This is a genomic window from Nocardia sp. NPDC047038 (genome assembly GCF_040644075.1).
GTDB classification, from domain to species: Bacteria; Actinomycetota; Actinomycetes; order Mycobacteriales; family Mycobacteriaceae; genus Nocardia; species Nocardia sichangensis.
Window position 1 is genome coordinate 432,500 of record NZ_JBEYVQ010000002.1, and the last position, 23,825, is coordinate 456,324.

20 protein-coding genes are annotated in these 23,825 nt (G+C 70.6%); 11 read left to right on the top strand and 9 right to left on the bottom strand.

What is annotated here, in order from left to right; translation table 11 throughout:
• Positions 1-32: 32 nt before the first annotated feature.
• Positions 33-1,355: an acetyl-CoA C-acetyltransferase gene (locus ABZ824_RS10235; RefSeq protein WP_355071367.1), complete on the bottom strand. Its 1,323-nt coding sequence runs from the start codon at positions 1,353-1,355 to the stop codon at positions 33-35.
• Positions 1,356-1,567: 212 nt separating this feature from the next.
• Here ABZ824_RS10235 and ABZ824_RS10240 point away from each other — a divergent pair, with 212 nt between their 5' ends.
• Together ABZ824_RS10240 and ABZ824_RS10245 are read left to right on the top strand one after the other, a co-directional pair.
• Entirely contained in the window at positions 1,568-2,926 is a 1,359-nt protein-coding gene (locus tag ABZ824_RS10240; RefSeq protein ID WP_355071365.1) for a 3-oxoacyl-ACP reductase, read from the top strand.
• A complete protein-coding gene (locus ABZ824_RS10245; RefSeq protein WP_355071364.1) occupies positions 2,923-3,813 on the top strand; it encodes a MaoC/PaaZ C-terminal domain-containing protein in 891 nt (296 codons plus the stop codon). The genes ABZ824_RS10240 and ABZ824_RS10245 overlap by 4 nt, the downstream gene beginning before the upstream one ends.
• Positions 3,814-3,929: 116 nt before the next feature.
• On the opposite strand, the gene ABZ824_RS10250 is transcribed toward ABZ824_RS10245, so the two are convergent.
• The 3 genes from ABZ824_RS10250 to ABZ824_RS10260 all read right to left on the bottom strand — a co-directional run bounded on the left by ABZ824_RS10250 (position 3,930) and on the right by ABZ824_RS10260 (position 7,144).
• A complete protein-coding gene (locus ABZ824_RS10250; protein ID WP_356962961.1) occupies positions 3,930-5,171 on the bottom strand; it encodes a DUF5685 family protein in 1,242 nt (413 codons plus the stop codon).
• 110 nt (positions 5,172-5,281) lie between these two features.
• A complete protein-coding gene (locus ABZ824_RS10255; RefSeq protein ID WP_040870930.1) occupies positions 5,282-5,881 on the bottom strand; it encodes a TetR/AcrR family transcriptional regulator in 600 nt (199 codons plus the stop codon).
• A gap of 99 nt (positions 5,882-5,980) precedes the next feature.
• The gene (locus ABZ824_RS10260) at positions 5,981-7,144 is read right to left on the bottom strand and encodes a glycoside hydrolase family 3 N-terminal domain-containing protein (protein ID WP_355071361.1); all 1,164 of its coding nucleotides are present in this window, start codon (positions 7,142-7,144) and stop codon (positions 5,981-5,983) included.
• Between the two features lie 174 nt (positions 7,145-7,318).
• On the opposite strand from ABZ824_RS10260, the gene ABZ824_RS10265 reads away from it, so the two are divergent.
• The 5 genes from ABZ824_RS10265 to ABZ824_RS10285 all read left to right on the top strand — a co-directional run bounded on the left by ABZ824_RS10265 (position 7,319) and on the right by ABZ824_RS10285 (position 14,255).
• The gene (locus ABZ824_RS10265) at positions 7,319-7,792 is read left to right on the top strand and encodes a universal stress protein (RefSeq protein ID WP_356963479.1); all 474 of its coding nucleotides are present in this window, start codon (positions 7,319-7,321) and stop codon (positions 7,790-7,792) included.
• Positions 7,793-7,859: 67 nt separating this feature from the next.
• A complete protein-coding gene (locus ABZ824_RS10270; RefSeq protein ID WP_356962964.1) occupies positions 7,860-8,954 on the top strand; it encodes an isochorismate synthase in 1,095 nt (364 codons plus the stop codon).
• Positions 8,955-9,103: 149 nt separating this feature from the next.
• On the top strand, positions 9,104-9,274 hold the full coding sequence (locus ABZ824_RS10275; protein ID WP_083880942.1) for a DUF2613 domain-containing protein: 171 nt from the start codon (positions 9,104-9,106) through the stop codon (positions 9,272-9,274).
• 73 nt (positions 9,275-9,347) lie between these two features.
• Positions 9,348-13,637, top strand: coding sequence for an alpha-(1->3)-arabinofuranosyltransferase (locus tag ABZ824_RS10280; protein ID WP_356963480.1), 4,290 nt, complete (start codon positions 9,348-9,350; stop codon positions 13,635-13,637).
• A 171-nt stretch (positions 13,638-13,808) separates the two neighbouring features.
• Positions 13,809-14,255: a DinB family protein gene (locus ABZ824_RS10285; protein WP_356963481.1), complete on the top strand. Its 447-nt coding sequence runs from the start codon at positions 13,809-13,811 to the stop codon at positions 14,253-14,255.
• Between the two features lie 19 nt (positions 14,256-14,274).
• On the opposite strand, the gene ABZ824_RS10290 is transcribed toward ABZ824_RS10285, so the two are convergent.
• A complete protein-coding gene (locus ABZ824_RS10290) occupies positions 14,275-15,459 on the bottom strand; it encodes an acyltransferase (RefSeq protein ID WP_356962966.1) in 1,185 nt (394 codons plus the stop codon).
• A gap of 204 nt (positions 15,460-15,663) precedes the next feature.
• Between ABZ824_RS10290 and ABZ824_RS10295 the strand changes: the two genes are divergently transcribed.
• Positions 15,664-16,824: a DUF3068 domain-containing protein gene (locus ABZ824_RS10295; protein WP_355071356.1), complete on the top strand. Its 1,161-nt coding sequence runs from the start codon at positions 15,664-15,666 to the stop codon at positions 16,822-16,824.
• Positions 16,825-16,887: 63 nt separating this feature from the next.
• On the opposite strand, the gene ABZ824_RS10300 is transcribed toward ABZ824_RS10295, so the two are convergent.
• Complete coding sequence (locus ABZ824_RS10300; protein ID WP_356962968.1) at positions 16,888-18,123, bottom strand: polysaccharide biosynthesis protein; 1,236 nt, start codon at positions 18,121-18,123, stop codon at positions 16,888-16,890.
• A 317-nt stretch (positions 18,124-18,440) separates the two neighbouring features.
• Between ABZ824_RS10300 and ABZ824_RS10305 the strand changes: the two genes are divergently transcribed.
• On the top strand, positions 18,441-20,336 hold the full coding sequence (locus ABZ824_RS10305) for a hypothetical protein (RefSeq protein ID WP_356962970.1): 1,896 nt from the start codon (positions 18,441-18,443) through the stop codon (positions 20,334-20,336).
• Positions 20,337-20,351: 15 nt separating this feature from the next.
• On the opposite strand, the gene ABZ824_RS10310 is transcribed toward ABZ824_RS10305, so the two are convergent.
• Complete coding sequence (locus ABZ824_RS10310; protein WP_356962971.1) at positions 20,352-20,699, bottom strand: MerR family transcriptional regulator; 348 nt, start codon at positions 20,697-20,699, stop codon at positions 20,352-20,354.
• Positions 20,700-20,753: 54 nt separating this feature from the next.
• Here ABZ824_RS10310 and ABZ824_RS10315 point away from each other — a divergent pair, with 54 nt between their 5' ends.
• On the top strand, positions 20,754-21,359 hold the full coding sequence (locus tag ABZ824_RS10315) for an alpha/beta hydrolase (protein ID WP_356962973.1): 606 nt from the start codon (positions 20,754-20,756) through the stop codon (positions 21,357-21,359).
• A gap of 42 nt (positions 21,360-21,401) precedes the next feature.
• On the opposite strand, the gene ABZ824_RS10320 is transcribed toward ABZ824_RS10315, so the two are convergent.
• Positions 21,402-22,574 carry a glycosyltransferase family 4 protein gene (locus ABZ824_RS10320; protein ID WP_356962975.1) on the bottom strand — a complete coding sequence of 391 codons (1,173 nt, stop codon included), beginning with the start codon at positions 22,572-22,574 and terminating at the stop codon, positions 21,402-21,404.
• A gap of 115 nt (positions 22,575-22,689) precedes the next feature.
• On the opposite strand from ABZ824_RS10320, the gene ABZ824_RS10325 reads away from it, so the two are divergent.
• Complete coding sequence (locus ABZ824_RS10325) at positions 22,690-23,475, top strand: class I SAM-dependent methyltransferase (protein WP_356962976.1); 786 nt, start codon at positions 22,690-22,692, stop codon at positions 23,473-23,475.
• Here the strand turns inward: ABZ824_RS10325 and ABZ824_RS10330 are convergent.
• The gene (locus ABZ824_RS10330; protein WP_355071348.1) at positions 23,472-23,783 is read right to left on the bottom strand and encodes a hypothetical protein; all 312 of its coding nucleotides are present in this window, start codon (positions 23,781-23,783) and stop codon (positions 23,472-23,474) included. The two genes, ABZ824_RS10325 and ABZ824_RS10330, sit on opposite strands and share 4 nt — an antisense overlap.
• Positions 23,784-23,825 lie beyond the last annotated feature (42 nt).

A 23,825-nucleotide genomic window follows, 5' to 3' on the forward strand; every position in this document is an offset into this window, starting at 1 on the left:
TCCGGTCGGACCACCTCGCGGTGTGCGATCGGTCAGCGCTCGAGGATCGCCACGACGCCCTGGCCACCCGCGGCGCAGATGGAGATCAGCGCGCGGCCGGAGCCCTTCTCGGCCAGCTGCTTCGCGGTGGCGGCGACGATACGGCCGCCGGTCGCGGCGAACGGGTGACCCGCGGCCAGCGACGATCCGTTGACGTTCAGCTTGCTGCGATCGATCGAGCCCAGCGCGCCGTCGAGGCCGAGGCGCTCCTTGCAGTAGGCGTCGGACTCCCACGCGGTCAGGGTGGCCAGCACCACCGAGGCGAACGCCTCGTGGATCTCGTAGTAGTCGAAGTCCTGCAGGGTCAAACCGTTGCGGGCGAGCAGGCGCGGCACCGCGTAGGTCGGGGCCATCAGCAGGCCGTCGGGGCCGTGGATGTAGTCGACCGCGGCGACCTCGCTGTCCACCAGGTGCGCCAGTACGGGCAGCTTGCGCTCGGCGGCCCACTCCTCGCTGGACAGCAGCACCGCGGAGGCGCCGTCGGTGAGCGGGGTGGAGTTGCCCGCGGTCATGGTCGCGTCACCGGCTTTGACGCCGAAGACCGGCTTCAGCGTCGCCAGCTTCTCGATCGAGGAATTCGGCCGCAGGTTGTCGTCGCGGGTCAGGCCGAGGAACGGCGTGATCAGGTCGTCGAAGAAACCGCGGTCGTAGGCGGCCGCCATGTTCTTGTGCGACAGATAGGCCAGCTCGTCCTGCGCCTCGCGCGGGATGCCGAATTCCTTGGCGGTGATGGCGGCGTGCTCGCCCATGGACAGCCCGGTGCGCGGCTCGGCGTTGCGCGGGATCTCGATGCCGAGCATGCTCGGGCGCAGCTGGCCGACCAGCTTGAGGCGGTCTTTGTTGGTCTTGGCGCGGTTGGCGTCGAGCATCCACTCGCGCATGCCCTCGCTGACGCCGATCGGGGCGTCGGAGGTGGTATCGGTACCGCCGCCGACGCCTGCTTCGATCCGGCCCGCGGCGATCGCGTCGCCGACGGTGACGATCGCCTGCAGGCCGGTGCCGCAGGCCAGCTGCAGGTCGTGCGCCGGGGTGTAGGGGCTGAGCTTGCTGCCGAGCACGCTCTCCCGGATCAGGCCGTGCTCGCCGACCCGCTTGAGCACGGCGCCGCCGACGACCATGCCGAGCCGCTCGCCCTGCAGGCCGAAACGGCTGACCAGCCCGTCCAGCGCGGCGGTGAACATGTCCTGATTGGAGGCGTGCGCGTACGCCTTGTCGGAGCGAGCGAACGGAATCCGGTTGCCACCGACGATCGCGACCGGGCGGGTGGTCCTACCGGTCTTGGCGGCACTCTTCGCCGAACGGGCTTTGCTAGTCACTCGAGTCTCCAAGGTCTCGTGGATGGGTGTCCCGGCGGCCCGGTGGAGCACGGACATCTCCGCGCTGCTCGGCGCCCCGTCGCGGTTGTTTACATTAAACTTACTCTGGAGTAAGTTTAATGTCGACACATACCCCCGCAAAAGTGCGCCAGCAGACCACGCCGGGGCGATACCCCAGACCCGAGAGCCAGAACTCAGAAAAGGTAGGAATAGTGGCAGCCAGCAAGAGCAAGGGTGCTCCCAACCTCTATGGATCGTTCGTACACTCCGCGCCTGGCGCGTTCCTGGCCGGCAAGCTCGGCCTTCCGAAGCCGGAGAAGCTGCGCCGCTACGTCAAGGGCGAGCCGCCGCTGTCCGGGCCGGTGCTGATCGGCGGCAAGGGCCGCGTCGCCGAGCCGGTGCGCGCCCTGCTGTCGGACTACACCTTCGCCGACGCGCTGAGCCAGGGCACCAAGTACGGCGCCCTGGTATTCGACGCCACCGGCGTCGGCACCATCGAGGACCTCTCGCAACTGTTCGAGTTCTTCCAGCCCGCCCTGCGCAGCCTCACCTCCTCCGGACGCATCGTGGTCATCGGCACCACTCCCGAGCTGGCTTCCGGCATCGACGAGCAGATCGCGCAGCGCGCACTGGAGGGCTTCACCCGCTCGGTGGCCAAGGAACTGCTGCGCGGCTCGACCGCCCAGCTGGTCTATTTGCACCCGGAGGCGTCCGCGGCGGCGACCGGCCTGGAGTCGACCCTGCGCTTCCTGCTCTCGGCCAAGTCGGCGTTCGTCGACGGCCAGGTCATCCGGGTCGGCAAGGACGACGCGAGCGCGCCCGCCGACTGGGACCGCCCGCTGGACGGCAAGGTCGCGGTGGTGACCGGCGCCGCGCGTGGCATCGGCGCCACCATCGCCGAGGTGTTCGCCCGCGACGGGGCCCAGGTGATCGTGGCCGACATCCCGGCGGCGGGCGAGGCGCTGTCGCAGACCGCGAACAAGGTGGGCGGCACCGCGCTCGCGCTCGACGTCACCGCGCCCGACGCGGCAGAGAAGCTGGCCGAGTTCGCCACCGAACGTTTCGGCGGCATCGATATCGTCGTGCACAACGCGGGCATCACCCGGGACAAGCTGCTGGCGAACATGGACGAGGGCCGCTGGAACGCGGTCATCAACGTCAACCTGGCCGCTCCGCACCGGATCACCGAGGGGCTGGTGGCCAAGGGCGCGCTGAAGGAGGGCGGTCGCGTGATCGACGTGTCCTCGATCGCGGGCATCGCGGGTAACCGCGGGCAGACCAACTACGGCGCGTCCAAGGCGGGCGTCATCGGCATGGTGAACGCGGAGGCGCCGAAGCTGGCGGAGAAGAACATCACCATCAACGCCGTCGCGCCGGGTTTCATCGAGACCGCGATGACCGCCGCCATCCCGCTGGCCACCAGGGAAGCGGGCCGGCTGATGAGTTCGCTGCTGCAGGGCGGCCAGACCGTCGACGTCGCCGAGACCATCGCCTACTTCGCGAGCCCGGCGTCGAGCGCGGTGACCGGCAACGTCGTGCGGGTCTGCGGACAGAGCCTGATCGGAGCATGATGGCCCAGGCTCCGGCAGGCAAGGAGAAGACCCAGGTGATCGCCCTCACCGAACCGCCGAAGAACAACCGCCTGTTCGTCAAGGCGGCGCTCGGCGCGGTGCCGCTGCTGTCGGCGCGCAAGCCGACGCTGCCGGACCGGGCCGTCCGGCTCGACGGGCTGCGGGTGGACCCGGATCATCTGGCCGCCTACTGCCGCGCGACCGGGCTGCGGTTCGGCGACGCGCTGCCGCTGACCTACCCGTTCATCCTCACCTTCCCGCTGGCGATGCAACTGGTGGTGGCGCGGGACTTCCCGTTCGTGGCGGTGGGCGCGGTGCACGCGCAGAACGTCATCGAGCGCACCCGCGAGATCTCGGTGAGCGAGCCGCTGGACATCCGCACCCACATCGAGAACCTGCGCGAGCACCCGAAGGGCCTGCTCGTGGACGCGATCAGCGATGTGAAGGTGGGCCGGGAGCAGGTGTGGCACCAGGTCACCACGTTCCTGCACCAGCAGCGCACCTCGCTGTCGGGCGGGCCGAAACCGGAGCCCAAACCGGAGGAGGTTCCGCCGCCGCCGCTGCGCACGCTGCGGGTGGATCAGAAGACGATCACCCGGTACGCGGCCGCGTCCGGTGACCACAATCCGATCCACACTTCGGCATTGGGCGCCAAGGCGTTCGGCTTCTCGCGATCGATCGCCCACGGCATGTGGTCGGCGGCGACGATTCTCGGGGCGGTCGAGGGACGCATTCCGGAGCAGACCACGTACTCGGTCAAGTTCGGCAAGCCGATCCTGCTGCCCTCCGCCGTCAACCTGTATGCCGATCAGGTCGAAGGCGGTTGGGATCTGGCGCTGCTCCACCCGAAGAAGGGGTACCCGCACCTGACGGCGACCCTGCGCTGAACGTTCCGCGAAGCCGCATCCCGATTCCCACGAATCAGGATGCGGCTTCGCGCTTTTCAGCGAGGTCGGCCGTGCCTTTCGCACGGTGAGCGGCCGGCTCGCCGCTCCAGCACGGATCAGCAGTCGCAACCGCAGTCGCAGCAATTGCAATCCCCGCAATCGCAACAACTGCAATCACACCCGCCGCAATCTCCGCAATCTCCGCAGTCGCAGTTCTTGATCCACGCGTCCTTGCGTTCGCCCGTACACGGTTGCGTGTGGTCGGCGCAGCACGCGTAGCCGGTGCAGTAAGCGCCCAGGATGAGCGCGAGAGATTCACCGATGCCAGGGCGGCGGGTCGGCGGGCGGTGGCGGGTTCCGTGCGCGTGGGCGCGGATGTCGGCCCCTTCGGGCGATACCGAGCAAGTGTGGGCGGCGAACGCGCCGAGCCCGCCGCCGAGCCGCCGCAGCACCGCGGTCAGCGGGTCGAGCAGCATCCAGCGTACGGTGGGAACCCGGCTGAGTTCGGCCGCCGCGACGGCCGCGCGCAGGCGCGAATTCGACTGCCGCATCAGGTCGTAGGCCTCGGGCAGGCTGGTTCCAGTAGCCGCGAGAGGGTTGAAGCGGTCGTGGGCGGCGTCATCGTCATAGTCGGTTACGGCGTCGGCTAGATGCGCGATCCGGCCGAACTGCCATCCCGCCTCCCGCAGCGCGTCGACGTTGTCCGTGCGGTCGGCCAAGACAGCCGTGTGGGCGAAGAACTCCGACGCGCACAGCTGAGTGGGTGCGGTCAACCGGTCGATCGGGTCGGCCGACGGCGACATCGCGGAACGCCAATGCGAGGAATGGGCAAGGGATTCCGGCGCGAAACCAGCCCCGCCCACGGCGACCAGCTCCTTCGCCTCCTGCTCCAAACGCACCTGCGCGGCGAGCGCCGCGACGAGCGGTTCGACGTCCAGACCGATCCGGTCCGCGCCCGCGCGAGCCTCGCGGTGCCATCGCGTCGCGGCTTTCGCCAGCGGCCCGCGCGCGAGCGCGACCACCTCACCGTCGTCCACGTGATCGCGAATCTTGGCCGCCGCCAACAACAACGACGCGGTGGTGGCGAGCTGGACGCCGGGCGCGCCCGCGGCGACCACCGACGCGCGGCGCATTCCGCGCAGCGGGCACGGCGCCGCGGTGGTGCGTGCCGCCGGTCCGGACTGGGCCTCGGTGAGCATGCTCAGCACCAGCGCGTCCTTGTTGGTGGTGGCGCGGGCGAGCTGACCGTGCCCGTCGCGCAAGCCGAGACACAAACCGCACAGATGCGCCCGCCATTCGGCCGCATCGATTCCATACTTCTGAGCGCCGTGCGCACACGGCCTGAGCAACCCGAACAATTCCGCCCCGTTTCTCCCCGGCTCTTCGGACGAGCCGGTCCGCGCTGTGCGAACTCACGCACTTTGGCAGGGGGGCGGCGCGGAAGCAACCGATCCGGGCGATGGGCGGGCTACTCGGTTTTCTTCCGGCCGGCGAGACCGCGCCAGGCCAGATCGTCGAGCAGGTCGACGGCCTCGGCGACCTCGATCCGGCCGCTGGCCAGCCGGTCGGCGATGGCCTCGCCCGCGCCGATCACGGCGACCGCGACGACGTCGAAGTTCGTCCCCGGCTCGGCGTGCTTGGCGCTGGACTCCAGCAGTTTTGCGGTCAGCTCGATGACGCGTTCGCGCGCGTTCTCGATCTCCGAGGCGAACGCCTGCTGGCCGATGGCCTGCCGGTAGAGCACCTGCCAGGAGCGCCGGTTGCGGTCGACGAAGCCGAGGAAGCCCTCCAGCGCGGTGCGCACCTGCTCGTGCGGCGTGAGCAGCGGGTTGCCCGCGGGCGCGACGGATTCGATGAACCGCAGCCCCTCGCGCTGGATGCAGGCGCGGAACAGTTCGTCCTTGGAGCCGTAGTACAGATACAGCATCGGCTTCGAGATCTTCGCCTCGGCGGCGATCGCGTCCATCGACGTGTCGTGGAAGCCTTTACGCGAGAAGACCTCCACGGCGGCGTCGAGCATCTGCTGCTCGCGTACCGCCCGCGGAAGCCGCTTCGTACCGCCCGCCATCCACACTCCTACCACAGGTGAATCTCATATATTACTCCAAGGTAAGTTCCGGCGGTCCGATTTGCTCACCAGTCGCCCGACCCGACCGTGCGGCGCGCCTCAGCAGCGCGGCAACGCACCTTTGTACGCGGCCAACCGCAACACCGAAGCATCCACCTGGGCCATCGGCAGTCGCCCACTCGAAACCGCCTGCTCCAGCCGGTCGAGCACCTGGGGCACCGCGTCGGTGGTGATCCACAAGGCGCTGTCCGCGCCGGCGACCAATGCGGCCTCGACGGCGTCCTCGATCGACATCCGGCTGGTGATCGCGGCCATGCCACCGAGATCGTCGGTGAAGATCGGTCCCTGGAACGGCGCGGCTCCGTAGCCGGTGCCCTCGCGCAGCAAACGCATCGCTTCCGGGCTGATGCTGGCCGGGACGTTGGGTGTGGTCAATCCGGGCACGTCGAGATGACCGACCATGACGGCCGCGCCCGAGCCGATCAGGTTGCGGAACGGCACCAGGTCCGTGTTCTGCATCTGGTCCAGCGGCGGAGTGCGCACCGCGCCGGTGTGCGAGTCGCCCGAACCGGATCCGTGACCGGGGAAGTGCTTCATCACCGTGCCGACGCCGACCTCGCGCATGGCGCGGATGTAGGCGTCCGCGTAGCGGGTGACCACGTCCGGGTCGTCGGAGAAGGAGCGGTCGCCGATGACGGAGTCGTCCGGCTGGGAACTGACGTCGACGTCGGGAGCGAAATCCACCGTGACACCGAGATTCTTCAGCGCGCGACCCCTGGTCAGCGTCGCACTGTAAAACTCATCGGGGCTCATGGTCTGCGCCGTCTGCCGCGCCGAGGGCGCCGCGCCGATCAGGTCGCGCACCCGCGAGACCCGGCCGCCCTCCTCATCGATGGTCACTATCAGCGGCACCTTGGCAGCCTGCTTCACCTGCTCGATCTGGCCGGAGGCGAGCAGCGCCTGGTCGGTCCAGCCGCCCACGAAGATGCCGCCGATCTGCTCGTTGCGCACCACGTTCGTGGCGTCGGCCGCACCGGTGACGCCGACCGTCAGCAACTGGGCGAGCTTCTGGCGGGTGGTGAACTGCGCGAGGTATCCCGCGTTGCAGTCCGGCGGCGCCGAGCTGGTGACGGGGACCGCGGCGGTGGTCGCGTCCGTGGTGGTGGTTGTGCTCGATGGGGCCGACTCGGTGGAGCCACCGTTCGAGCAGGCGGTCGCGACCGCGGCGAGTACGGCGAGGACGAGCAGAGGCGTCTTCCGCATAGAGGTCAACCGTACTCGCCGCGACGTGCGCGACCGCAGTCGCTACGTCCCTACCGAGCAGGCAACTCGGGTGCGGCCGCGAACCCGCAGGTAGACCCCCGAAAACAAGCGCTTGACGCGGGCCTCCAGGGGTAATCTCGAGGTGTCGCCGTGCGTCCTTTCCAGGAGGTCATCGTGCCCTGCGATCTGATGCTCATCGCCTACGACGGCTCCGAGAACGCCAAGCGCGCTGTCGAATACGCCGGGCGATTCCTCACCGCCGACCGGGCCATCGTGCTCACCGCCTGGGAGCCCATGGTGCGGCAAGCGGCTCGCCTGTCCGGGCTGTCGGGAGTGATGCAACCGGAATGGGTGCCGGACGACGAGATCGAGGACATCGCCTACGTCGACGCGCGCGCCATCAACGCCGAGGGCGTGCGGCTGGCCGAACTGGTGGGTCTCAACGCCGAGGCGCGCACCGCCGAATGCGCCACCACCGTCTGGAACGCCATCGTCAACTGCGCCGACGAACTGGACGTCGACATCATCGTGGCAGGCACCCGTGGCGCCACCGGCATCCGCGCGCTGCTGCACAGCAGCGTCGCGGACGCCGTCCTCAAGCATTGCCACCGCCCGGTCCTGCTCGTCCCGCCCGGCAAGAACTCGTGATCGCACTCGCGTGAGATATGGATCGCTCCACCGCTGTGGGGCGCGGCGACGGGGTTACGTTGGGGGCATGGATGGGTTCCTGCTTGCCCGGGCCGACGGGGTTGTTCGTGGTCACGGGACCCGGGTCTGCTTCGACGACGCGCGACGAGCGCGGGCGGCGCTGCTGGACGGCAGTGCGCGGCTGGTCGTCGGCGCGCTGCCCTTCGATCCACGGGAGCCTGCCGCGCTGAGCGTGCCGGAGCGCGCCGTGCACACCGCTGGTCCATGGCGGCCCGCCGCGTTGCCCGAGCTGCCGCCGGTGCGCGTGCTGACGGAGGTCCCGAGCCCGGCCGAACATGTGGCGCGGGTGACCAAGTTGGTCGAGCAGCTCAACGATCCCGCGCAACCGCTGCGCAAGGTGGTCGCGGCGCGGTCGGTGCTGGCCGAGGCGCAGTCCGCGCTCGACCCGGAAGTCGTCGCGGGACACCTGCTGACCCGGCATCCGCACGCGAATGTCTTCGCGGTCGATCTCACCCCCGCCGGACGCCCCGGTGCGACGCTGGTCGGCGCGACGCCCGAAGTGCTGATCGCCCGGCAGGGCGACACGGTGACGCTGCGCCCACTGGCGGGCACCGCGCCACGGCGAGCCGATCCGGAAGCCGACGCCGCTCAGGCCGGGGAACTGCTGGCGAGCACCAAGAATCGGGACGAGCACGCCTTCGTGATCGACTGGATCCGCGAGCGGCTCGCGCCAATCTGCGCCGAGCTGTCGATTCCGGAGAGCCCGGAACTGATCAGCACCCATGAGGTGTGGCATCTGGCGACACCCGTCACCGGGCGGCTGCGCGACAGCACGATCACGGCATTGGACCTGGCGCTGCTGCTGCACCCAACGCCCGCGGTCTGCGGCACCCCCACCGACCTGGCGCTGGACACCATCACGCACCTCGAGGACGACCGCGGCTTCTACGGCGGCGCCGTCGGCTGGTGCGACGCCGACGGCGACGGCGCCTGGGTGGTCGCGATCCGCTGCGCGGAACTCTCGGCCGACGGTCGCGCGGTGCGGGCGTACGCGGGCGGCGGCATCGTCGCGGCCTCCGACCCGCAGGCGGAACTCGACGAGACCACCGCGAAACTGCGCACCCTGCTCGGCGCGCTGCACTGCGCTCTCCCCGCCCGCTGACGCGGCCGCTTTCCGGGCAGTCCGTCGGGCGCTCCAGCGTCGGCCGGGGCGCGTTCAGCGGAGATTCGGCGGCCTGAACGCATACAAATACCGGACGCCCTGCTAGGTTGGCCGGGAACGTGCCTGCATCGACGTATTGGAGTACCGCGATGAAGTTTGCTGTCCCGGGTGTTGCGAGTGCCGTCGCGGGCGCCGTGCTGGGCGTGCTCAGCGTCTTCCTCATCACCATGGCGGTCCAGCAGAACTCGCGGCCGGAGATCGATCGCAGCGGCGACAAGGACTCCTCGCTGCTGAACAACGTTGAGTACGGCAGCCGCTGACCCGCTGACCTCCGCTTCACCCGCCGACTCGCTCGGATCGTCCGCGGCGCCGGGGCAGCACAGCACCGCGCCGCTGGGCAGACGTTGGTTCGCCGCGACCGTCGTCGTGGCGTTCCTGCTGACCTTCGTGCAGGCGCCCGGACTCACGGTCGCCGACACGAAATACGACCTGGCGCAGAATCCGCTCGGCTTCCTGGAACGCGCGAGCCATCTGTGGAGCAGCCAGGCGCCGATGGGTCAGGTGCAGAACCAGGCCTATGGCTACTTCTTCCCGCACGGCGCGTTCTTCTCGCTCGGCCATCTGCTGGGCGTGCCCGCCTGGGTGACGCAGCGGATCTGGTGGGCGCTGCTGCTGCTCGCCGGATTCTGGGGGATCGTGCGCCTGTGCGAGGCGCTCGGCATCGGCACGCGCGGCTCACGCGTCGTCGCCGCGCTCGCCTTCGCGTTGTCGCCGCGGGTGCTGACCACCGTCGGGTCGATCTCCTCGGAGACGCTGCCGATGATGCTGGCGCCGTGGGTGCTGCTCGCGCCCGCCGCGCTCGGCGTCGCCGGGCGCGAGCGGCGGCGGGGCGGGGCCGAGTCCGCCGCGGGCAGTGCGCTGGCGCTGGCTCTGATGGGCTCGGTCAACGCGGTCGCGACCGTGGCCGCCTTTTTGCCTGCGCTGCTGTGGTGGGCGGCTGCTTCGCCTGCGACCGGCCGTGGACGGACTGCGTCCGACGGCGCCCGAGCGGGCTTCTCTCGCTACAACCAGCGTTGGTGGCGCTTCACCGCCGCCTGGATCCCGCTGCTGGTGCTGGCCACCTTCTGGTGGGCGGTGCCGTTGCTGCTGCTCGGCAAGGTAAGTCCGCCGTTCCTGGACTACATCGAGTCCTCGGGCGTGACCACGCAGTGGGCCTCGCTCGGCGAGGTGCTGCGCGGCACCGACAGCTGGACGCCGTTCGTCTCGCCGGAACGGATCGCGGGCGCGGTGCTGGTCACCCAGCCCGCGGCGGTGCTGGCCACCGGGCTGGTCGCGGCGGCGGGCATGGCGGGGCTGGCCCTGCGGTCCATGCCGTATCGCGGCAGGCTCGTCCTGATCCTGTGTGTCGGGCTGGTCGGCATCAGCGCCGGGTTCGTCGGTGAACTGAGCGGACCGTTCGCGGAGTCGGTGCGCGTCTTCCTGGACTCCGGCGGCGCCCCGCTGCGCAACGTGCACAAGCTGGAGCCGCTGATCCGCATCCCGCTCGTGCTGGGGCTGGCGCAGCTGCTCGCCCGGGTTCCGCTGCCCGCCTCGGTACCGCTGAAGTCTTGGCGGAGCGCTTTCGCGCACCCGGAGCGGGACCGCGCGGTCGCGATCGCGGCGCTGATCCTCACCGCGCTGGCCCTGTCCACCTCGCTGGCCTGGACCGGCAAACTCGCCCCGCGCGGCGCCTACGACCGGGTACCCGCGTACTGGCAGCAGACCGCGGACTGGCTCGAGCACAACGCCGCCGATACGCGCGCCCTGGTGGTGCCAGGCGCGCCCTTCGGCAGTCAGGTCTGGGGACTCACGCGCGACGAACCACTGCAAGCGCTGGCCCGAACGCCGTGGGCGATCCGCGACGCGGTGCCGCTGAACCCGCCCGGCACCATCCGCGCGATGGATTCGGTGCAGCGGCTCATCGCCGACGGCAGGCCATCGGCCGGACTGGCCGCGACGCTGAGCGCCCAAGGGATCGGCGTCGTCGTCCTGCGCAACGACCTCGATCCGGAGACCTCCCGCTCGACCCGGCCGATGCTGGCCCATCAGGCGCTCGACGGGTCGCCCGGGCTGCACAAGGTGGCCGAGTTCGGCAACCCCATCGAATCGGTGGTGATCGCCGACGACCTGGTGGCCGACGGTGACCTGCGCCCGCCGTACCCGGCGATCGAGATCTACCGGGTGGACGCGCCGGGCCACGGGACACCCGCGGAAGTGCGTAGCGGCACCGGCGCGCCCGAGGCGTTCCCCGGCGCGTACACCGTCCCGCTCGGAGACTTCCCGGTCATCCAGGGCGGCCCCGAAGTGCTCGAGCGGATGCGCCGCGATCCCGGCCTCGCCCGGACACCCGCCTTGCTCGCCGCCGACGCGACCGAGGCCGGGTTGCCGCTCGGCCCGGTGACGGTCACGGATACGCCGATGGATCGCGAAGCCGATTTCGGCCGGGTGGACAACCACAACTCCGCGTTGCGCGCACCCGACGACGCGCGCCGCACCTTCAACCTGGTCCCCGACTATCCGGTGCCAGGCACCGAATTGGTGCGCGGCGAGTGGTCGGGCGCCACCGTCACCGCGTCGAGCTCGGCGGCCGACGCCACCCAGCTCGGCGGCGCGGCCCCGGGAAGTTCCACCGCGGCCGTCGTCGACGGCGATCCGTCCACCGCATGGATCAGCAACGGCACCGAGCACGCCCTCGGCCAATGGCTCCGGCTCGATCTCGACCACCCGATCAAGGCCGGGCAACTGAACCTGACCACCAGTTCGGCCGCCATCGGCGACCCGGTCAAATGGATCGAGGTGCGCACCGCGAACGGCACCGTTTCGGTGCGGGTGCCCGAACCCGGTGCGCCGGTCTCGGTTTCGCTCCCCGCAGGCCGCACCGAGTGGCTGAAGATCACCGCGATTCGCACCGAGAACGGTTCCTCGGGAGGGCAATTCGGGATCAGCGAACTCACGCTGGACGATTACTCGACGCGCAACGCGCCCGTCCGCGTCGACATCAGGCATCGCACCGTGGTGCCGTCGGCTCCCGCGGGCGCACCGGTGCGGGGATGGGATCTCGGTCAGGAATTCCCCGGCCGCAGTGCCTGTTTCGACGCGCCCGACCGGGTGCGTTGCAGTAAAGGTCTCGCCTTGGCCCCGGAGGAACCGGGGGCGTTCCAGCGCACGCTGACCGTCCCGGAACCGATGTCGGTCGCCCCGGAACTGACCGTCCGAACCCGGCAAGGTCCGGCACTGGAGGCGCTGCTCACCGACCACGCCAGGCCGGTGGCCCGGGGCAAGGCCGACGTCGGCGACCTGCGCGGGGCCGCATTCGCCGCGACCGACGGCGATCCGCGCACGAGCTGGACCGCACCGGAGGACTCGGTCCGCGAGCCGACCGCGGGCAGGCCGACGCTCACCCTCGAGTTGCCCGAGCCCACGCTGGTGACCGGCCTCGAACTGACTCCCTCGCTCGGCGGTCTGCCCGCCGCACCCACCTCGGTGACGGTCAACCTCGGCGACGGCCCGCAGGTGCGCGAGCTGGACGACGACGGCCGGGGCGCGCCGACGCGGATCTCCCTGCATCCCACGGTGACCGACCGCATCGAGTTGAGCATGCGGACCTGGCGGCCGGTGCTGGACAAGACCGCGCTGGGTTTCGTCCAGACCCAGCCGCCCGGACTGGCCGAGGTGACGGTCATCGGACCGGACTACCCGGAGGCCGCCGCGCTGGACCGCGAGATCACCGTCCCGTGCGCACTCAGCCCGACGATCGACGCGGGCGGCCGGACGCTGCGCACCACGGTCACCGCCACCGTCGGCGAATTGCGGTCCGGTGCGCCGGTTCCCGCCCGGGTGTGTACGGACGAAGCGGACACACCGGAGCTCGCGTTGCCGCAAGGCCGGGCCGACGTGGCGGTCGGTCCGACCGACCTCTTCTTCGTGGATCGCCTGCGCCTGAACCGAACCGGGGCGGAAGCCGCCGCCGCACCGCCGACGAACGCGGGCGACCGCCTGCTCGTGCTGCCGCTGAGCACCAATGTCGGATGGCGTGCGACCAGCGCGGACGGGCGCGTGCTCGAACCCGTGGTGGTCGACGGCTGGCAGCAAGCCTGGCTGCTGCCTGCCGATGCCACCGGCCCGGTGAGGATCACCTTCCCGGTCGACCGGTGGTACCGCCTCGCCATCTTCGGCGGATTGCTGCTGCTCCTTCCGCTCGCGGTGCTGGCCGTTCCCCGCCGCGCGCGGCCTGCCGCGGGTATGCCTACCGACCAGGCGAATTCGAGCACCGAAGTGCCCGGCACCTGGGGCCGTCGCTGGATGGGCGCGATCGGGCTCACCGGCGCGGCCACCGTGATCGCAGGTCCGGTGGGTGGTGCCGCCACGGTGATCGCCTTGGCCGCAACGCGTTTCACGCGATTTGTCACACCGCGCGCGCTCGTCGTCCTCGCGGGCATGGGCACCATGCTGTCCGCTGCCGCGCTGTCCACGGGCCCGTGGCGTTCGCCCGACCGTTATATGGGCGGCTCCGTGCTGGTGCAGCTGCCCGCGGTGCTCGCGATCATCGCGGTGGGCATCGCGGCGCTGCCTCGGCCGAAACACGCCGATCGGCCCGGCGCCATCCGGCCGGACGAAACCGATCCGCCGACCGGAGAACACTGACCCTCGGCCCGCGCGCCGGCCGGCGACCTCGGCCCGCGCGAACGCGCGGCGGCGCCGCTGGACAAGACGCCCATTCGCCGTGCGCCGCAACGGCACCCGTTGCTAACGTGACCACGCGTGAACACCTGTGCCGAATGCGGTTTCGTCTACGACTTGGCTTCGGCGGCCGACGTGCCGTCGCTGGCGCGGGAGCACGCCGTGGAATACGCCGACCTGCTCGGCACCGACAGCGTCAAGTTGCGCGAGCGCGGCAAGCCCGATGTGTGGTCGCCGCTGGAGTACGCCTGTCACGTCCGGGATGTGCTGCTGGCCCAGCGCGAACGCGTGCTGGCCGCTCGCCGTTCGGACAACCCGCCCATCACCGCGATGGGCCGGGACGAACGAGTCGAGCACGACGGCTACGCCCAGCAGAACCCCGCCGACGTGGCCCGCCAGATCCGTGACGCCGCCCTGCTGTTCGCCAACGTGCTGGAACGACTCGGCGACGACGATTGGGAACGCACCCTCGGCTTCCCCTACCCCGAACCCGCGGATCGCTCCCTGCGCTGGCTGGCGGTGCACACCCTGCACGAGCTGCGCCACCACCTGATGGACATCCACCGGCAACTCGACGGCTGACTTCGAGCGGGACCGCCGATCAGGGCGCGGGCTCGGGTTCGGAGCTCCGTCGCACCCGGTCCCGGCGGCGAGCCCAGCGCCGCACCGGCTCCTCCACCAGCGCATAGCTGGCCGCGGCGACCGGAAGGGTGATGGCGACCGTGAGAACAAGGACGTAACCGAAGTCGCCCTGGAAGGGCAGGATGCCGAACACAGGGAAGACGATCGACAGCACCGCGAGGTGCCAGATGAAGATGCCGTAGGACCAGCGTCCGAGCGTCGCGGCCACCGGCGACTCCAGCCAGCGGTGCCCGCGCGCGTCCGGGTCCCGCAGCACCAGCGGCGCGAGCAGCGCGAAGCCGATGATCGCGCCCAGCCCCATCTTCACCGCGTACTGCCATGGTTCGGCCCGGGTCAGACCCGCCGGACCGGCCAGATCGGTAGCCGCGAGCAGGAAGGCCACCGCCGCGACGGCCCACATGAGGGGCTGATTCCCGCCGAATTTCCACCAGCGTGATAGCCGAACGCTATGTTCGGCGAGCTCCGCGAGGAGCATGCCCGCGGCGAACCAGGGCAGATATCCGGGCAGCCAGTTGTCCGCGTGGATCGCGTCGGGTGTCGGGACCGGAATGAAATTCCAGCCGAGACTGATGAGGGCGACGGCGACCAGCACCGGCACCCGCCACCGCGCCGCCGGTCCGCGCAGGCGCACCAGCGCGAACGCCAGCAACGGCAGCACCAGATAGAAGGCCACCTCCACCGAGAGGCTCCACATCTGCGTAAGGCCGTCGGTGAGCGTCAGCGGCACGAATACCTGCAACAGCGCCAGGTTCGACACCCAGACCCGAAGGCCCGCGGTTCCGGCGGCGCTTGGCAGCAGCACCAGGACCGCGCACACCACCACCCAGTACGCGGGCAGGATGCGGGCGGCACGATGCCGCAGGTAGTAGCCCACGGGCGGAGCGCTGTCGAGTCCGCGCGCCGCCGCCGCGTGCGGACGCCAGAGCAGGAAGCCGGACAGTGCGAAGAACACCGCCACCGCCATGTCGAACCGGCCCCACACCCGTCCGACGACCGGCGTGCCCGCTGCGCCGGTCTGGAAGGCGACATGGGTCAGCAGCACACCGAGCGCGGCCATACCGCGCATGCCTTCCAAGGCGGGCACGAACGCGCGGGGGCGCACCCGTTCGGTCGCGGGCGCGGTGCTGGGCAGGGTTGCGGTCATCGGGCTCCAGTCTGCCTCGGCGGGTCCACAGTTGATAACCCGACGTTTCAGATTTCGCGCTAGACTCGGGCGATTTCTCGGCCGTTTCCGGCCTCGACGCCGCATGGTACGACATCGGACTGTTAGTGTCGGGGCTCACGAGTGCCGCGGCGTGCCCGCAGTACTCGCCGGAGCGACCTGTGTTCTACGACGAGGAGAGTTTGCATGGCACTGAGTGCCGGTACCAGAAGGACGGTGGCCTGCCTGCTCGTGGGTCTCGGCGCGTTGCTGATCGTCGCCGCAATCATGATCCCGACCTACACCGTCGACAAACTGGCGAAAACTCCCCTCGACTTGGAGATCACCACTATCGCGACGAACCAGCAGAATGAGGACAGCCTGGTACTCGACTCCAAGTCGCTGACCGCTCCGGAAGGCTCGGCGAAGGTCGACACCAACGTCCCGCTGGTCTCGCAGCGCTTCCTCACCGTCGAGGACCCGGCCGACGCCCACCAGATGACGGTGCAGGCGGGCCAGACGCTGCGGCGCATCGACAAGCAGGGCGACACCGGCCTGCTCACCGCGACCGTCGACCGGGTGACCATCGACCGGGTGACCGGTGAGCCCGTCAGCACCCAGCCGAACGGTTCGATCGCGGTGACCGCGAACCTGGAGGGCCAGAGCATCGCGGAGCCGGTGCAGCACACCGGTCTGCAGTACCGATTCCCGATCGGCACCGAGAAGAAGACCTACCCGTACTTCGATCTCAACGTTCGCAAGACCTTCGACGCGAACTTCATCGAAGAGACCGAGATCAACAACACGAAGGTCTACCACTTCCAGATGTCGGTGCCCGCCACCAGCCTCTGGGACGTCGTGCAGGCGCCGACCAACCGGCTGAGCCTGCCCGCCGCCAAGTGGGGCGTCGAGGGCGGCGATGCCCCGGTGACCATGACCCGCTACTACACCAACACCCGTGACCTGTGGGTGGAGCCGCAGACCGGCACGGTCGTCAAGGGCGGCGAGGCGCTGCACCTCTACTACTCGCGCACCGCGGACAAGCCGGAGGTCACCGCGCTGAAGTCGCACCTGGTGTTCGACGAGAACACGATCGAGTCGCAGCTGTCGGTGGCCAAGGAGAACATCGACAAGCTGTCGCTGTACGGCCGGATCCTGCCGATCATCCTGGGCGTCCTCGGTGTGATCGCGCTGATCGTCGGTGTGGTTCTCGGCATTCGCGGCGGCTCGGCTCCGACGCCCGCGCGGGCGGGCGGGGCCCCGTTCCAGCGTCCGGGCGGTTCGGCTCCGACCAGCCCGGCCCCGCGCGTCAACCGCGGCGCCGACGACGCGCCGACCGAACAGATTCGGATCGATAAGCAGCCCTGACCGGCTGAGCGTTCCTGAATTCGGCTCCCCCGCCCTCCGGCGGGGGAGCCGAATTCGTTTCGGTCAGCCGACCGGGCGCAGCGGTTCGGGGCGCGCCGTGTGGTCGGCCGCGCGCAGGACCATGACGGCGACCACGACGGTGGTGGTGGCCGCGACCGATACCGCCATGGTGATCAGCGCCGGAATCGAGCGGGCCAGCGACAGCATCAGGGTGACTTCGACGACCAGGCCGAGCCAGGTGACCAGTGCGAGGGAAGTGCGGTCGACGGCGATGGCCGAGAGCACCGCGCCTTGCAGCACGGCCAGCAGCGCGCCGTGCAACGCGAACAACCACAGCAGGCCCTGGATCGGGGCGTAGTCCTCACCCGCGAGCAGCGGGGCGAGCGGCGCGGCCAGCGCGGCCCCGAGCACGGCGACGAGACCGATGCCGCTGAGCACCGCAAGCGCGGCCCGGATCGCGCTCGCCGAGTGCGTCGGCTGCGCCATTCGCGGATAGAGCACGACACCGACCGCCTGCGGCAGCCAGAAGGCGATCTTCGTGGCGATGGTGCCAAGGGCGTAACGGCTGGCGTCCACGTCGTCGAGCACGATCCGGACCACGATCAGGTCCGCCGACGAGAGAGCCATCATCGCCGCCTGCACTTGGGCGGCCCGCAGGACCGGCAGCACTCCGGGCGCGGAGACCTCGCCGGGTTCGTTTCGGGCGCGCTCGGACGGCGCACCTGCGACGATCCTGGCCAGCACTGCCGCCGTCGCGATGCCGCATGCGGCGGCCCACAGCGCGATCGTCGCGCCGCCGCCCAGCGCGAGGATTATCAGCGCGGGCGCGACCCGGGCGACCCCGGCGGCGCCGAGCACGACTCCCAGCGCCCGAAACCGCTTGCTGCCCTGCAGCACGCCCTGCTCGCCGGACAACAGCACCAGCGCGGGCGCCGCGCCCAGTGCCGCCGCGGTGGCGGCCACTCCGGCGTGCAACGTGACGGCGACCAGCGGCACCAGCACCGCGGCCACCAGGGCGACGATCACCGCGCAGCGCCACTGCAGCCCGCGCAGCGCCGCCGTTCCCGCGCCGCGAACGAGTTCCCTGGCCACCACGTTCTGCAACGCCAGCGCGGGCACCGCGCACAGCAGCTGGACGGCGAGCAGACTCGCGAACTCGCTGTACCCGGTGACGCCCAACCACCGCCCGGCCAGCAGTTGCAGCAGATACCCGGCGACGTTCGCGGTCATCGCACCGGCCGTCACCCACGTCAGATCCGCCACCACAGGAAACCGACGGACAGCAGACACGACGCCCATCGTCCCACTCGCACGGACCACCGCCCGTCGCGCCCCGCCGGACCATGGGACAGGCAATGCGCTCGCCGGCGTCCCGACAGTCTTCGGCCTCGACAGGCTCGCGACCACACAGCACGCACCCTGGTCCTCGTCATCCTCGCGGCAGCACATCACCCCAGATCAGACGGTGCGCCCGCCAGCTGATACCGGAGTACGGCCCGGCTGCGACGGCGCTGGTACACAGCACCCCCGCGGTCCCCCCGGGTTCAGCCGTGACATTTCCGCGCCGACGCCGCTGGATCGGCGGCGGTGGTGGCCGGGACGTACAGTGCTCAGGCGTGAGCGGGAGCGGTCGGACTCGAGCGGTGGTCGCGGCGTACAGCGCGGCCGTGGCGTTGCTCGTCGCCGGGCCGTTGCTCGCGCCGGGGTATCTGCTGTTGCGGGATGCGGTGAGCACGCCGCGCAGCTATCCGACCGACGCGGCGCTCGGTCTCGGCGATGCCGCGCCGCGGGCGGTGCCGCAGGACGCTCTGCTCGCCGCGTTGTCGTCGTTCGGGGACGGCGGGCTGGTGGTCAAGGCGATCCTGCTCTGTGCGCTCTGGGCTGCGGGGTACGGAGCTGCTGCGCTCGCGCGCGAACTGCTGCGCGCGTCGCTCGGCCCGCAGCTGATCGCCGCGACAGTCGCGTTGTGGAATCCGTACGTGGCCGAACGCCTGCTCCAGGGGCACTGGAGCCTGCTCGCTGGCTACGCGGCGTTGCCGTGGACAGCGCTGACCGCCTACCACCTCCGATCAGCGGCCACCGTGAAGCGACGCCGACGCCGACGCGGCGGCACAGCGGCACGGCGCGCGATCATCCGAACGGCATCCGCGTGGGCGGCCCTCGCCGGATCGCTCGCCGCGGCCGGGCTCACCCCGACCGGCGCGCTGCTCGCGGGCGCAACCGCGATCGCGCTGGTGCATCGACGCCAACTGCCAGGGACGCTCGTGCTCTGGCTCGCCGCTTCCGCGCCGTGGCTGGTCGCGACCGTGCTGTCCGGTGCCGGTGCGGAACCCTCCGATCCCGCGGGCATCGCCGCGTTCGCCGCGCGGGCCGAACCCGGCCTCGGCACGCTCGGGAGCCTGGCCGGTCTCGGCGGGATCTGGAACGCCGATGCGGTGCCGGACTCACGCACCACGCCGCTGGCCGCGATCGCCACCCTGGTGCTGCTGGCGATCGTCGCGCTGGGCCTTCGCTCCGTGGCGACCGGCGGGGCCGACCCCGACAACCGCCACGTCCGCCGGGCATTGCTGTTGCTCGCGGCCATCGCGATCCTGTTCCCCGCGCTCGGCGCGACCGCGTGGGGCATGCACACCATGGAGTGGCTGGTCGCCCACGTGCCCGGCGCGGGTCTGCTGCGTGACACCCAGAAGTACGCGGCCCTGGCCATGCCCGCTTTCGCTCTGTGCGCGGCGGCTGGTTGCGCGGCGACGGCCCGGCGTCTGCTCCGCGCGGACACGGACTCGGCAATGGAGCGGCCCGCGATTACGTACCCGACAACGTCGGACCTGACAACGGCCCGACCCGAGACGACGTACCCGACAACGCGACCCGCGAGGACGTCCCCAGCCACGATGGCAGCCGTCACAGCGGTGTTCGCGGCGCTGATCGTTTTGCCGCTCTACGACCTCGCCTGGGGTGTCGGCGGGGCCGTGCGTCCGGTGCACTATCCCCCGGGTTGGCAACAGGTCGCCGAACGAATGGACGGTCCGGGCGACGTCGCGGTGCTGCCGGGCGGCATGTTCCGCAAGTTCCGCTACAGCGGCGCGTCCCCCGTACTCGACCCCGCCCCGCGCATGCTGCCCAACGACGTCTTGCAGACCGGCGAGTTGCCGGTGCGCGGACGTACGGTCTCCGGTGAGGGCGCCCGCGCCAGAGAAGTGGAGAAACTGCTGCTCCACGGTGGCGCACCTGCCGACCTGGCCCGCCTCGGCGTGGGCTGGATTCTCGTCGAACGGACCACTCCGGGCCCGCTCGGCGCATCGGCGTCCACTCTCGCCCAGGTCGAACAGGTCTACGAGGACACCGCCCTCGCGCTGTATCGCGTGCCCGATGTCATCGAGCGCGGTGCATCGACAACCACGCAACGCTCCATCGCCATCGCGGCCCACGTGCTCTGGGCCGCATTGCTCATCGCAGGCCCACTGATCGCCCTCGGCACACGAGTCCGATCCCGGAGGAGACCGCGGAACTGATCACGGCGCTCGCCGTCACGCGCTCCGCAGCGCGTCCAGCCTGCGCCGCGTCGCCTCCAGCGCCGTCTGCTGCGCGGTGAGTCGCGCGGCGATGCGGTCGAGCTCGTCCCGCAGGCCGGGGCACATGTCGACGCTGAGGCCGTGCTCGCCGTCGCGCACACAGTCCAGGTACCGCCGGATGGCAGCGGCGTTCAGCCCCGCTCCGAGCATGACCCGAATCTGCGCGACCACGGCGACGGCGGACTCGGCGTAATGCCGGTATCCGTTCGCGTCACGCTCGGGCACCAGCAGCTCTTTCTCCTCGTAGTGCCGCAGGGCGCGCGCACTCACCCCGGTGCGTTCCGCGAGTTCCCCGATGAGCACTCGTCCTCCTCAGCTTGACCTTCACGCCGACGTGAACTCCTACCATCGGGCACCGTGACCTCACGACCAACACCCACCCGCACCGTTGTCATCCACGGCTACCACGCGACGCCCGGCGACCACTGGTTCCCTTGGCTCGCCGACCGCCTCGCAGCCGTGGGCATCCCGGCACACGTCCCCGCCATGCCCGACCCCGGTGATCCCGATCCGGACGCGTGGCTCGCCGCCACCGCGAGGGCCGTCGGCACTCCCGACGAGGGCACCACCGTGATCGCACACAGCCTCGGCTGCCTGACCGTCCTGCGCTACCTCGCGGCGCTTCCCGGCCGGTGGCGGCTCGGCCACCTGGTACTGGTCGCGGGCTTCCTCGACCCGCTACCCGCGCTGCCCGACCTCGACGGCTACATCGCATCCGGCTGCGACGTGAGGGCGATCCCCGCGCATGTGACCCGGCTGACCGTTTTCCGCTCCGACGCGGACGAGTGCGTCCCCACCGCGCACACCGACCGCCTCGCCGCCCTCCTCGGTGTCAGCGCGCGAACGATCCCCGGTGCGGGCCACTTCCTCGCCGACGACGGCGTCACCGAACTCCCCGAAGTGCTCGACGTACTTCGGACAGCGCACCCCTGGCCCAACGCGCTGTGGGCTTCTCCGGCATGAACCGGCTACCGTGCCGCCTCGTCCCCGCCCGGCGGCGACAACTCAGTCCACCGTCCGCGGCGCGATCAACCCGCTCGTGTGCTCGCCGCGGGCGGCCGCCGCCAATACTTCGTAGACTCCGTTTCCGGTTTGCTCCCAAGAGAATTCGCGCGCGCGGGCGCGGGCCTTCTCCCCCATGACCGTGCGTGCGCCGGGATCGTCCAGCAGGTCGCCGACGGCGTCGGCCAACTGGGCGACGTCGTCGACCAGGATTCCGGTGGCGCCGTCCACGATGGAATCGGTGAGCCCGCGCGAGCTGCGATAGCCGACCGTCGGAACACCGTGCTGGGCCGCCTCGATCACCGCGAGCCCCCACCCCTCCTTCCGGGAAGGCAGCACGTGCACCCAGGCGCGCGCGAGGAGTTCGTGCTTGCGGCGCTCGTCCACGTGCCCGTGGAAGGTGACGGCGTCGGCGATACCGAGTTCGCGGGCGTTGTCCCGCAAGTTGTCCGCCCACCAGCCGCCGCCGATCACGTCGAGGCGCAGACCCGGGATGCGGTCACGCAGCCGGGCCACGGCCGCGAGCGCGTCCTCGATCTGCTTGTGCGGCACCAGCCGGGACAGCACCACGACAGTTGGTGTGGGAGTGCGGGTTTCCGCGGCGCCGGTGGGTGCGTCCACTGGAACAGGTTCGGCCCCGTTGCGAACCACCGCGATTCGGGAACGGTCCACACCGAGGGTGGCCAGCTCTTCCGCCGACGGCAGGGAAACGGTCAGGTATTGATTGCGGCGGTGCACGCGGGGCGACAGCCACGACTCGATCCACCAGCCGACGCGGCCGACCAGCCGGCCCGCGACCGGCCACTGTTCCCGGTGACCGTGGTGCACCAGCACCACCGACGGGGCCGCGGTGACGGCGGTGGCGAAGAACGGTATGCCGTTCTGGGTGTCGATCACCGCGTCCGGCCGCACGCCGCGCAACGGGCCGAGACCGATCCTGCCGAGCAGGAGCGCGGCCAGCGCTCGCGGGTACACCGTGTAGCGTCCGCCCGCCCTGCTGATGGTGATGCCGTCGACGCGTTCGCGCCGCGGCGCCCCCGGATAGCGGGCGGTACGGAGGGTGACTCGAACCCCGCGCGCCGCGAGCTGCGCGCCGACCTGCTCGAGGTACCGCTCGCTGCCGCCGCCCTGTGGGTGCCCGGTGTCGCGCCAGCAGAGCAGGAGGACTTCGCGCACGGTGGAGCTTCTCTCGGTCAGTAGGTCCCGGTGGGAATGTCGGACGTCGCGCTACACCCTATCCCGAGCACCCGCCCGAGCAGGCCGGCATCCGGGTTGTGCGAGACTCGGCGCCGTGCTCAAAGCCGCGAAGACGCCGACACGCAGGAGTTCGCCTCGGTTCGCCCGCCGGGCGACCCTGCGCCGGTCGCTGCGACTGCTCGGCAGTTTCCGGTTCGAGCAGACCGACCCGGCCCTGTTCTACGGAAATCTGGCCGCCGACAGCGCGGCGCTGATCGCCGACTTCTACGCCGATCTCACCGGCCGGTCGCTGGACGGGGCGACGATACTCGACGTCGGCGGCGGTCCGGGCTACTTCGCGGACGAGTTCGCCCGTACGGGGGCTCGCTACATTCCGGTGGAGCCCGACCCGACGGAGATGCACGCCGCGGGCCTTTCCGTGGCGGGCGCGGTCCGCGGGTCCGGGATGGCGCTGCCGTTCCGCGACGACGCGGTCGACATCTGTTTCTCGTCGAACGTCGCCGAACATGTCTCGAAGCCGTGGGTGATGGCCGACGAGATGGTGCGGGTGACCAGGCCGGGCGGGCTGATGGTGCTCTCCTACACGGTGTGGCACGGCCCGTTCGGCGGCCACGAGACCGGGCCGTGGCACTACCTCGGTGGCGAGTACGCCGCCCGGCGGTATCGGCGCAAGCACGGGCGCGAACCCAAGAACAGGTTCGGCACGTCGCTGTTCGCGGTGCGGGCCGCTGACGGATTGCGCTGGGCGGCACGTACTCCGGCGGAGGTTCACACGGTCTTCCCGCGCTACCACCCCCGCTGGGCGTGGTGGTTGATCCGGGTGCCGATGGTGCGCGAGTTACTTGTGAGCAATCTGGTCGTGGTGGCAACCAAAAGTTAGCCGAAGTACGGCTCCAGCCATCCGCGACGCCAGTGCCGCTTCCCACAGGGAGCGTGCACGGGCTCGCTCCACGGCGATTCGCGCATAGCCAACCCGACGGTCTCGAGCGTGGTGAGCCCGACCAGGTCGGCCAGCATCCCTACGGCGGCGACCGCCTCCGCGGCCTGCATAGCCGCCGTCGCCTGCTCGATTGTCAGGGTGCGTCCGGGTAGGAACGAGACCACCCACCCGCCGCTGCCGACACTCTTAGCCTGATGCTCGGTTTGATCACTGGTCATCAGCGACCGGCCGATCACTTGCACCGCCATGACTCGGACTCCCCAGTTTGCGGTAACGATTCGGTAATGGAG

Bases quoted from the DNA above. Each gene is read 5' to 3' on its own strand.
- ABZ824_RS10255 (WP_040870930.1), bottom strand. From the start codon at position 5,881: ATGGCGGGCGGTACGAAGCGGCTTCCGCGGGCGGTACGCGAGCAGCAG.
- ABZ824_RS10295 (WP_355071356.1), top strand. From the start codon at position 15,664: ATGGCACTGAGTGCCGGTACCAGAAGGACGGTGGCCTGCCTGCTCGTG.
- ABZ824_RS10245 (WP_355071364.1), top strand. From the start codon at position 2,923: ATGATGGCCCAGGCTCCGGCAGGCAAGGAGAAGACCCAGGTGATCGCC.
- ABZ824_RS10290 (WP_356962966.1), bottom strand. From the start codon at position 15,459: ATGACCGCAACCCTGCCCAGCACCGCGCCCGCGACCGAACGGGTGCGC.
- ABZ824_RS10260 (WP_355071361.1), bottom strand. From the start codon at position 7,144: ATGCGGAAGACGCCTCTGCTCGTCCTCGCCGTACTCGCCGCGGTCGCG.
- ABZ824_RS10275 (WP_083880942.1), top strand. From the start codon at position 9,104: ATGAAGTTTGCTGTCCCGGGTGTTGCGAGTGCCGTCGCGGGCGCCGTG.
- ABZ824_RS10270 (WP_356962964.1), top strand. From the start codon at position 7,860: ATGGATGGGTTCCTGCTTGCCCGGGCCGACGGGGTTGTTCGTGGTCAC.
- ABZ824_RS10300 (WP_356962968.1), bottom strand. From the start codon at position 18,123: ATGGGCGTCGTGTCTGCTGTCCGTCGGTTTCCTGTGGTGGCGGATCTG.
- ABZ824_RS10330 (WP_355071348.1), bottom strand. From the start codon at position 23,783: ATGGCGGTGCAAGTGATCGGCCGGTCGCTGATGACCAGTGATCAAACC.